The organism is Dyella sp. SYSU CM1112 (genome assembly GCF_058216415.1).
The window spans coordinates 67,503-78,559 of the sequence record NZ_JBZEGI010000010.1; the positions used below are offsets into that span (position 1 = coordinate 67,503).

8 protein-coding genes are annotated in these 11,057 nt (G+C 56.8%); 2 read left to right on the forward strand and 6 right to left on the reverse strand.

The window, feature by feature from the left end:
• Positions 1-86 precede the first annotated feature (86 nt).
• The gene (locus tag AC4HNJ_RS14730) at positions 87-2,303 is read left to right on the forward strand and encodes a TonB-dependent receptor (protein WP_490480344.1); all 2,217 of its coding nucleotides are present in this window, start codon (positions 87-89) and stop codon (positions 2,301-2,303) included.
• A gap of 27 nt (positions 2,304-2,330) precedes the next feature.
• Complete coding sequence (locus tag AC4HNJ_RS14735) at positions 2,331-3,017, forward strand: Fe2+-dependent dioxygenase (protein ID WP_490480345.1); 687 nt, start codon at positions 2,331-2,333, stop codon at positions 3,015-3,017.
• Positions 3,018-3,079: 62 nt separating this feature from the next.
• Here the strand turns inward: AC4HNJ_RS14735 and AC4HNJ_RS14740 are convergent, their stop codons facing one another.
• From AC4HNJ_RS14740 to AC4HNJ_RS14765, 6 genes are read right to left on the reverse strand one after another with little or no spacing between them, the layout of a single operon-like run.
• On the reverse strand, positions 3,080-3,544 hold the full coding sequence (locus AC4HNJ_RS14740; protein ID WP_490480346.1) for a type IV pilin protein: 465 nt from the start codon (positions 3,542-3,544) through the stop codon (positions 3,080-3,082).
• A gap of 11 nt (positions 3,545-3,555) precedes the next feature.
• On the reverse strand, positions 3,556-7,911 hold the full coding sequence (locus tag AC4HNJ_RS14745; RefSeq protein WP_490480347.1) for a pilus assembly protein: 4,356 nt from the start codon (positions 7,909-7,911) through the stop codon (positions 3,556-3,558).
• 60 nt (positions 7,912-7,971) lie between these two features.
• Complete coding sequence (locus AC4HNJ_RS14750) at positions 7,972-8,556, reverse strand: pilus assembly PilX family protein (protein WP_490480348.1); 585 nt, start codon at positions 8,554-8,556, stop codon at positions 7,972-7,974.
• 1 nt (position 8,557) lies between these two features.
• On the reverse strand, positions 8,558-9,586 hold the full coding sequence (locus tag AC4HNJ_RS14755) for a PilW family protein (protein WP_490480349.1): 1,029 nt from the start codon (positions 9,584-9,586) through the stop codon (positions 8,558-8,560).
• Positions 9,583-10,083, reverse strand: coding sequence for a type IV pilus modification protein PilV (gene pilV / locus AC4HNJ_RS14760; RefSeq protein ID WP_490480350.1), 501 nt, complete (start codon positions 10,081-10,083; stop codon positions 9,583-9,585). Before pilV ends, AC4HNJ_RS14755 begins: the two co-directional genes overlap by 4 nt.
• On the reverse strand, positions 10,080-10,655 hold the full coding sequence (locus AC4HNJ_RS14765; RefSeq protein WP_490480351.1) for a GspH/FimT family pseudopilin: 576 nt from the start codon (positions 10,653-10,655) through the stop codon (positions 10,080-10,082). The genes pilV and AC4HNJ_RS14765 overlap by 4 nt, the downstream gene beginning before the upstream one ends.
• Between the last annotated feature and the right edge of the window lie 402 nt (positions 10,656-11,057).

The window sequence follows — 11,057 nt, forward strand, 5'->3', positions numbered from 1 at the left end:
ATTTACTGAGCGACAGTGGGGTAGCAAGCGGGATGGGGACGTTCTGGGGAAACCCGGCGCACTCAAGCAAGCCAACCACTCGTTCGGTGTCCCTTTTACTTGCCGACTCCATTGCCATGCCCGCTAACTTCCGTGCCGCCCCGCTACATACCGCCCTTTTGCTCGCACTGACGCTTCCCGCCGTTACCCGTGCTCAAACGACCCCCTCCTCCGATGACGCCAGTTCCTCTTCGCAATCTCACGCGGAGAGCAAGGCCAAGACACTGACGTCCGTGCACGTGACTGGCAGCGTCGTCGGCAATGACTACGAATCGGACATTTCGACCGTAGGCGCCAAAGTACCGACCTCCTTGCGTGACATCCCACAAAGTATCGTCGTGGTAAACCGCGATTTGTTGGACGCCCAAGGTGCCACCTCCCTGCAGGACGCATTGCGCAATGTGCCGGGGATCACCATTGGCGGCGCCGAGGGTGGACAGATCGGGAACAACATCAACCTGCGAGGCTTCACCGCACGAACGGATATTTACCTGGATGGATTCCGCGACCCCGGGCAGTACTACCGTGACGTGTTCGACCTGGATGCCGTCGAAGTGCTCAAAGGCCCATCATCCATGCTATTTGGACGCGGTTCCACCGGTGGCGTGATCAACCAGGTCACCAAAGAGCCTGAGCTGAGGTCTTTTGGCCAAATCACGGCAACCGTAGGCAGCAGCGATCGCTATCGCACGACGGCCGACTTTAACCAGCCGCTCTCGGATACGGCTGCCGTTCGCCTGAATGTCTATGGACAAGACATGCATTCCACACGCAGCGTCACCAAAAATCAGGACGGCGGCATCGCGCCCTCACTACGCTTCGGCATCGGCACGCCAACACAAATCACGCTGTCAGCCCTGATCCAGCGCAACCACGATATGCCTGATTACGGCCTGCCGCCGGTCAACGGACATCCTGCGCATGTGAATGATAAAAACTGGTACGGACTGACGGATGACCGCACCAACCAAAGCGTCAACGAATTCAACGCGCGTCTCGAGCACACCTTTTCGGACAATGTCAGCCTGCGCAACCAACTGCAATACAGCGAATACACCACCGATGCACGCGAAACGGCCGCCAACAGCGTCGTTACGGCAAGTGGTGTAACGCTCAATAAAGCAGCCGGCAACCCCACCAACCTGCCCTTGCAGGATTTGTACGTACAGCTCGCCAGCCATGATCGCGTTATTCACGATCATATTCTCGACAATCAAACCGATCTGGTAACCAAGTTCGATACCGGAAGCCTGCAGCACACATTGACTACAGGCATGGAGCTCGCACGCGAGACGTACAACAACCAGAGCTATTCGCGCAGTGGGCTGCCCCTGCTCTCTTTGTTGGATCCTGCCGAGGAAGCAACCCCGAGCAATGTGAAAACCACCAAGGGCAACTATGCGCAATCGGTCGCCGACACCGTGGCGCTTTATGCCAATGACACGGTCCGGCTCAACGACCACTGGATGGTGGTGGCTGGTGTACGCCGCGACGAATTCGATGCACACATCAGCAATACGGTGTCATTGCCGGCATATGCCCAGCAGACCGTGTACTTCACCAGCGTACGCGGCGGTGTGATCTACCAACCCACTGAAACGCAGTCGTACTACGTTTCTTACGGTACGTCGTTCGATCCCTCGCTCGAACAACTTACCCTAACGAATGGCACCCAGGACCTGGCGCCGGAGAAAAACCGCTCTTATGAAATAGGCGGCAAGTGGAACTTGTTCGGCGACATGCTCGCCATCAACGGCGCGCTGTACAACCTGGAGCAAACCAACGCGCGTACCGAGACTTCGGCCGGCGAATACACGCTGGATGGCAACATCCGTGTACGAGGCGCCGAACTTGGCGCTGCCGGACACATCAACGAGCACTGGCAGATCTTCTCCGGCTACAGCTATATGGACGGCAGAATCATCAAGGCTCTTGACGGCACGCAAGGCAATATTCCCGCGAACACACCACGGCACACTTTCACTACCTGGACAACCTACACATTCGCCCAGCATTGGGAAGCCGGCGGCGGCCCGACTTATATGTCGCAGCGTTACGCGGCTAACACGGACCTCGTCAGCGTCGGCGGCTACACGCGTTGGGACGCCACCCTGGCCTATCATCAACCCCGCTATGACATCCGGCTCAACGTGATCAATCTCACCAACAAGCACTATTTCGATGCGCTGATCCAGTCAGATGGCGGGCGTTCGGTACCGGGTATCGGACGCACCGAAATGGTGACCTTTACTTATAAGTTCTAAGCGTGCGTTACGGCGAGGATCGATCCCATGTTGGTGCATATACCTGCCCTGCTCACCACCGACCAACTGGCGCACTTTCGCCGTCAGCTCGACGCTGAAAGCGCGCCATGGGTGGATGGCCGGGTCACTGCCGGGCACCAGGGCTTCCACGTCAAACAGAACCAGCAGATCGCCGAAGGCTCGCCCCTTGCGATCGAACTCGGCAACGTGGTGCTCACGGCACTGGAGCGGCATCCGCTATTCATCAGCGCCGCCCTGCCAAATCGGGTCTATCCGCCCATGTTCAACCGCTACCAGAACGGCATGCACTTCGGTAGCCATGTCGATGGATCAATACGGCTGCTGCCGGGCACCGGCGAAAAAATCCGCACCGATCTTTCCGCCACGCTCTTTCTCGCCCCTCCCGAAAGCTACGACGGCGGAGAGCTACTGATCGAAGACACCTACGGCACCCAGACTGCCAAGCTCCCCGCCGGCGACATGGTGCTCTACCCCGCCAGCAGCCTGCATCGTGTGAATCCGGTCACGCGTGGTGCGCGGCTGGCTTGTTTTTTCTGGGTGCAAAGTATGGTGCGCGACGAAGGCCAGCGCACCCTCCTATTCGACCTCGATAGCGGCATCCAACGACTCACTGCCACGGGCGCCGATGAAGCCTCGCGCGTGCAGCTAGGTGGCTGCTATCACAACCTGCTGCGGATGTGGGCGGAGACGTAGTCGATGGGTACTTGAAGCGAGTAAATGCACCTCACTTCAACACGGACAATAAGACCGTTCCGTCACCAGCATGTCGTGCTGCTTGTGCTGGTCGTGCGGCTACCTGTCTGATCCAGATACAGCGTTCCACACTGCGCATCCTTATTCACCTGCTGCGTAGAAATCGGTACGGCTTCCAGCGTATAAGCCGCTGTACTGGCAGAAGCCAACTCATAATCATAGTTCTGGCCGGTCTGTGATGCTGCCGCGCAATCCAACTGAGGCAACGTCGCCGTGGTCAAGTTGTAATTGAGGGTGGTGGTGTAATAACGCTCCATGTAATTGGAGTACTCGCTCAAGCATGCCTCCGCCGCCTTGCGATTGGTCTTGACGATGTAGCTCACATACGACGGGTACGCCAGCGCCGAGAGAATGGCGATAACCGCACAAACAATCATCAACTCGATCAGCGTAAAGCCTGCTTCCCGCAGCGCCTTGTACGAACCGGGCGCTGCAGAGAGACGGTATCCTCGGTTGAACAAGGTCATACCCCTTCCCCTTATTGGTTGATCAACTCACGCCACGATACGCGGGTCACAGAACCCGACGCACCAGAGGTAGCGAAGCTGCCATTGGAACCATTGTTGAAACTCACCATCATCGACGTGCCGGTGAAAATGGGATTGTTCGGCAATGAGCTGAAACCGATACCTCCCGCCGGCTCCGATTTGCCGTTCACATTGACCGTATCGCTGCTGTTCACCACACCGTCGCCATTCAGATCGAAGAATTCCGTACTCGGATTGGTGCCCGAGAAAGGCGAAACAGCCATGACCCAACCGCTGCCCGACGGATTGCATGGATCGGACGCCAGCGGAAGACGTGTGGTAGCCAACAACAAATTACCTTCGAACTGATTGGGCGTAACGATGCGTTCACCCTGCTGATCCGCCAGATCGCCACTGTCCGGGCCCGAGGTATTCGGCTGCGGTTCCAGCAGGTCGATGTACCAACCCTGGTAATTCTGGCCACCGCTCGCCGTGTCATTCACCGGCGTAGCAGTGTCACTGGTCGTGATGACACGAGCTGCCGACTCACTGCTGGTTGCAGCCTGTTCGTAAATGATCTGGCGCTGCACCAGTGCCGAACGCACGCCACAACCGCTGCCTGACGTTGCGGTGGAACACGTTAACGGTGTACCGGAATTATTCTCCGCAATCACGCCATACCACGTCTGACCGGCAAGATTTGACCAATCCGTCGACGTCAGGTACCGGCCGGTGCCGAAGAACAACCACACATTGCCAGTATTGGGGTCTTCACCTGCCAGCATTCCACCGGTAATCGGCTGCACGTTGCCCGAGGCATCGGTGGCCTGGAACACCTGCGTACCCGAGCTGCTCGGTGTGGTGTCATCGGTGCCTCCATTGCTATCGATATTATTGAGCGTGAACTGCCATACCGCACCATTCAAGTCACCCGCCCAAGCTTTGGTGCTGATTCCATTGGTGGCCGAGTCTTCCCAAACCGCGGGAGCGGCCAAGCCATTACCGGTAGTCGACGTTGTGGAGGTCGTCAAGGTGAAATTGTTCGCGGTGGTATCCGTACTCATGTTGCTGGTCACGTTGTAATTCGTGGTGCCAGTATCCGTGGTGGTGTGTACCGTCAACGCACCCGTAAAGAGATTGAATTGCAATAACGCAGCTGCACCATTAGGACTGTTGTAGCCATTGCCGACCAACACCGACCACTCGCCCGCCGCACTCCCAGTCTGAGCGATTACGGGCTGGCCGGTAATCTGGCCGATGTACAGACTGTTGCTGTCGACCCCATCCCCCGCTGAGCGCTCCCACAGGAACGACACACTTTGAGGGTTGGTGACGTCGAGTGCGTACACTGCCTTGGCTGTACCACGTCCCGTCGTGCCTACCAGCACCGTATGCCAATTCGTGCCGTCATAGGCATCGGCAATAGTCAGGATGCCATCATTGAAATAGGCATGCGGAACCGTGGTCCCGGTGCCGTAGCTGGAATTGGCCAAGTTGGAGATAGGGTTGGTGGTGTCGCTGAGCACAGCGCCAGGCAAATACGCATAGACCTCCAGCCCAGTGATTGCATCAAAGGCATGCAACATGCCGTCATTGGCAGCCACCCACACCACTGCTTCACGATTAGCTTCATTGGTGACAAAGTTCGCATAGGACGACGAACCTAAAAACGTCTGCCCATAGAACTCATTGGCGTTTGGACCACTTTCGTATATGGGTTGGGAGTCGACGATATCGCCCAATACCGTGGTAGTGCGATCGCGATACGCACCGCCCTTGCGTTGTTCATTACTGGCATCGCCACGCAGATAATTCACCATGTTGGCCTGGGCTACGGTAGTACTCCCCAGGTTCGCAAGTTGGGTAGAAGAAAGCGCAGGCGGTGTGCCGGTGGAACTGACGACGAAATTGGTGTAACCCGACGTCGCACTATCCGATGCGTTATGTGTATAGATAACGCGGCTAGCTGCCGTTTGTGGAGTAGCCGTCGTAGTCGCCGTATTGGGCGGCAGGAGGCTGGCTGCATCCCAAGCCGGCGTTTGCCCAATGGCTCCGGTATTGGGGTCCACCGAATATTCTTTGAGGTCACCCATCCATGTGCCCGTGTAATACGTGGCTTGGAACGCATCCGTACCCGACGTCAATTGCGTGGAGTTGGCTGCCAGACTCGCGCCACTGCCCAGACGCTGCGCGGCGCGTGCCAACGCATCCGTTAAGCCGGCCTGGAAATCGCTGGGATTGGTAATCGAGTAGTAGCCGCCGCGGCCGCTCACCCCGGCATGTGCCAAGTCAGCGATATTTTCAATGCCACCGCTGCTTGAAGCCGCAGCACCCCAGCTGAAATTGGCGATGGCCGAGCCAGTGGTTTGCTGTGACCACGAAAACACCGAGGACGCATTATTGGCCGATGCACTTGACGGCGTAATCGTTACTGGCGGGAATCCAAGACCCATCGTGAACGTGGTCATGTGCTGCCAGAACGCGGGATCCGCCGTATTGGTGGGCACTTCGTTGGTAACGTTAGGCTGCAGGTCCGTCGCCCAATAATAGTCAGCAACGTCCGCCAACGTAACCTCTGATGGAGTGTTGCTAGTGGAAACGGTAGCGCCGGAACCATTAGTGCCATATCCCTCGGCAAATGGCGGTGTATTTGCAGCCAACGAATACGACGCACCATTGGCGCCGGTTTGCGACACTTTGCTACTGGCGTAATTCGTCGTTACCGTGGAGCCACCATAGGATACGTTCCAGAAACCGTCCGTGGTAAGGATGGTGTAGGACGCTCGACAACCAAGGTAAGTGGTCTGGTTGCTGCTGGAGTAGTTAGGATCGCTAGCCATGGATGCCCATGCGCTCGCGGTACCGGCAGTCGGCGCATCGGTGCCGTAATACTGTCCAATCGCCGCCAGTGCCGATACCGTTGGCGTTCCACCCCCAGGTGAAAGCGCAGCAGCCCAACTCCACATATTGACTTTCTGAGTATTGCCGTTGACCGTGGTCGTTGTTCCACTGGTAGGGTCGGTGTAGTTGAACGGCGCCACATTGGCCAAATAGACAAAATAGGAGCCGACTGTTTCTTTGGTGGTATTGGCACTCCCGACCGCATTAGTGAGCGCATTGTAGTCCGTGCGGTTGTAGATGGAACTGCCCGAACCTGCATTGCCATTGTCGATCGAAGCAAAACCCACGCGGAACGAACCGTTCAGGGTCGAGAAGGCAGACATGATGCCCGCCTTAGCCATCATCACGCGGGTACGGTAGTACGAAAACCAATCGGCAACATTCTGCTGTACTGTCGGATCCACGATGCAGCTGGACGGCGTCGGAGCAGTCGTTGCAACGGATGAAATAGTCGTCGTTGGAATGGGAGGCGTACTGCCGTAGCTCGTCGAAAAACCCGACGCATTATTTCCAAGACCATTGTTACCGGTCACGCCGTTGCCGCTGGTTACGACAATGCCATTTTCCGCGATAGCACAATCACTGGCAGACTTCGCCACGTAGTAGAAGTTATAGCCAGTAATCGCACCGGCTGAGCCTACCGGCAGCTCATAGGTAAACAAATTCGCTGTGTTGATCGTCGTGACCACTTCGGTGCATTGACCTGAGTAAGTCCCCGAAGATTGATACGAATAACCCGATGGACAGGTATGCGTAGGTGATTGTGTAGAGTTGTGGTTGCTGTTCTTAACACACTGGCCCGTACTAGTGTTATACGTGTAATTGGATGGGCATGACAGTGTCGCTGCCGCAGTGAGCGTATTCGTCACTGTCTGACTGAACTGCGTAAAGTAATTGAACAGACCGTTATCAGCGGATGGCCCCATCCGTGTTTCAAGTCCAGATCCAGACGCGCCGTAATTGTTGTAATCGGTGATATCCACGGTGGACGCCGTCGCGCTCGAGTCCGAGGATGAATTTGCCGACGCGAAAGACGAATACGGATTGACGTAACCCATGGGGAACGTCGGCGTTGGATACGAGCTTCCATCAGCGCGCACTGGTAATGCATAGCTCTGGTTCGGATTGTAGTAAGCGCCATTGAGCGAAGAACTGCGTTCGATATCAATCAGGTAATTGTTGCTCATGTACCCTGATGACGAACAAGAACTCCAATTATTTCTGGCCGTATTGCACAGGTAGTTAACGTCCGGCATGTAATCCCAGTTCATCGAACCGGAGTCGTCGACTAGCAGCGTGATATTAGGTGGCAGTGTGAGCTGCGTGGTCAGCGGTGACTGATCGACCGACACCGAGGCGACCGCCGGTGAGTTCGCCATACCTACGCACAGCACAATGAGCACCATGAGCATGAACCGCCCACAAGTCCCGCCCAAGCTCTTGCGCCATTTGGATGTATACAACATGACCTTTTCCCCTTTGGGCGTGGCAGCGCGTCGATCCGCGCCTGCCAGATGCATTGGAAATTAGCTGCCTTGCTTGATGACAGTTTGTAATGTCACCACAGCGCGATCGCCTACCTGCGACGGATCAGCGCTACGAGCCGTAATGCGGTAATAAGGTGTACTTACCGATCCACCTTGCGCGCCATATTGATTGGAGTTGGCGCTTTGCCCGAAGCCAGTGCCCTGCGATGAACTCACCCAGCTACCCATGTACTGGATAACAAACTGCGGCTGCGCGGCGGCGGATGCATCCTGATATTGCGCAGTAGTAACGGTAACAATGTTACCGGCGCTCACATTGGAGTCATTGAACGGATTGGCATCACAGACCGAGCCACCCGGCCCGCAATTCATGAAGGTGCTACTGGTCGTATTGCTGGTGATGTTGGACGCGCCGATGCGCAACGCGGCTTCCGCTGCCTGAAAGGCCAACTGGCGGTCATACATATTGGAAGCCATGCGCTGCTGGATAATGGTCCCGCGTATGGCCGCCAAGCCAACAATGGCAATGAGTATCAACAGCAACAATGCCACCACCAGGGCAACACCCTGCTGCGCTTTGCGGAACATCAACAAACCACGGCGCGAAAATTTGGCGTTTGGCATGTCACAACACCCGGTTGCGAAGCGTGGTGGTAGAAACAAACGTGCGTTGGATCGGCTGCGAGTTGGTGCCGGCACGCGAGTTGGTGCTTTCCAAGGTCAACGTAACCTGGATCGCCGTGACGTTGCTCCAGTTGCCAGCTACCGTGGCCGCGCTCACATACTGCGTCCCTCCGCTCACCAAATAGGCGATCGTCATTTTGGTTACATTGCGCACTATTTCTGCGGGCGTGTTTGCACTCACATTGCCGCTGCCGTCCAGCGTCGGGGCCAGCCGATAAAGCGAATTGGTGCCCACACCGTTGGGACCGACATACCAGTCAACCGCTTCCAGCGGCGAGAGCATGGCGTTGGCCTGGTAGTCCTCCTGATTGCCAACGCAACCATTCGGCGCGCCAAGACCTTTTACACAGTTGCCCGGGGCGGGATTGGTGCCGACAGCATGACTCAGCACCTTACCGGCCTGACCGGTGATCTGCACGATCGCCGCATGATCGGGATTACACACAATCATGATGGTGCCGACCGGCACGGTGGCAGTTTCGTTGAGGGTAAACGTGGCCGCGTTCTGATCGTCCGATGCCAAGCTGAGTGTGGGAGACGAAGCCCCCATTAGATGCAGCGAGCTGGTACCCGACAGGCGATCAGCCACCACAGGATCGACCGCATCGGCGTCGTAACCCCGCACGGTGCCACCATTGCCGCTGGTATTGTTCCAATCGGTATACCAGTACGTGCCTCCGTTATTGAGGACATTGACGACGGTTTCGCCTTCGTTGCATCCGGTCAAGCCGGCCTGGCGTATGTCACGCGTCATCAGTTCGAAAGCAACCCGTGCGCCATCCTCCACTTCCGACAAGGACTCGTTGGTGTTGTAGGAGCTCATGTTCGCAAGGAACACGCTGGTGACGCCGGCTATCACGATCAAGCCGAGCAGCATCGCGATCATCAATTCGATCAGCGAAAAGCCCGAAGCGCGACGCAAGGTGCGTAAGGGAGCAACAACACGCATGGCCTTGACTTGACTATTCATAGGACAGCCTGCGTCGTGACGGTCATCAGCTGCGTCTGCTGGCTTGCGGTCGCTACGCCTGCATTGCTGGCACGGCTATCGTCGAAAGTGATCGTGACAGTGCATGCTCCCGTAGCTGCCGTACACGCAACCGTACCCTTGGTGGTGCTAAGGCTGCCTAGATCTGCTCCTAACCTCATGCACCACTGTTGGAGCTGATAGCCGGCAAGCGCGCCCCCGCCCGCTTGGCAGTTATCGGCGGTCACCGTCGTGTTATAGGCACTGCCGGTCAGTGCACTGGTGCGGTCAGCACGCATGGCATCGAGAATGCTGTAGCTGTCGATGGTCGCCATGCTCCGCGCCATCGCACTGTTGTTGGTGGACAGTGACATTGCCTGCAGTGCGGCAATGCCGAGGAAGCCGATGGAAAGCACCAATACCGCGATCATCACTTCGATCAGGCCAACACCAGTCTGACGACCACGTGGCGCCGCATGGATGGAAATTTGGCGCATCATGGGCAGCCCCCCGTGAACGGACTGGAGGTGGAAATGATCGAACCACCGGAAATCATCACTTGAATGTGGTTGTTGCTACTAAGGCTGGTGCTGCACAGATCCACTACGGTGCCATCGAACGGTGTACTGGTTCCCGGCGGGTAAGCAAGTCCCAGACCGTTGTATCGGATCGCATTGAAAGTGCCGTGCACCTGGATCGAGCTGTTATCGATCTCCTGTGTCGGCTGCAGCAGCGGAGTGGCAGTCACGCCACCACCGCTGTTGATTTGCTCATACACGGCACCGAGGTGGGTGCCGCAAGCCGCACCGAGTGTGTCGGTGGTGTTACTTGCCTGGTCGTTGCTGCAAAGCTGGGTGTAGGAATTGAGCTTGATCGCTTCCAGTCGCGCCTCATTCAATTCGCTGACCACATCGTTGGTGACAGTAAGCAGACGATGCGAATTGATCAGCTGGTTAAAATTAGGAATGGCGATAGCCAGCAGGATCCCCGCCACAATGAGGGTGATGACCAGCTCCATCAAAGTGAACCCCCGCGCACGAAGGCCGCTCCGCGGGAATACGTGTTTGCTCATGAACCGCCCCGTTGAATGCTCATGCCAGCGGATACACGCACTACCGTACTTGCGCCCTTCTACCGGCACCGGTTTGCATCGTGCATCCGCTTGATCCACCCGAGCGAGACAGTCATTCGACGAGACTGACCTGACACGCCCCCTGTACGTGAACCATGTAAGCATGTTCCTATGCAGTCTGCATTTGTTTGCCGACGAGTGGTAGGCGTTTACCGACAATCGGACTAACCATGTGCTAAGCCGTGAACACGGTCACAAGGGAAGGGATACCCTGGTCAGAGTGGGAAGGAAGCAGACTGGGCGCTCGGATGACGGCGATTCGTCCCCAATCGGTAACCTGACCGAGCTCGGCCTTCGCTTCCATCGCTTCCTCACTACGCTCGGTAAGCGGATAATTGCCGC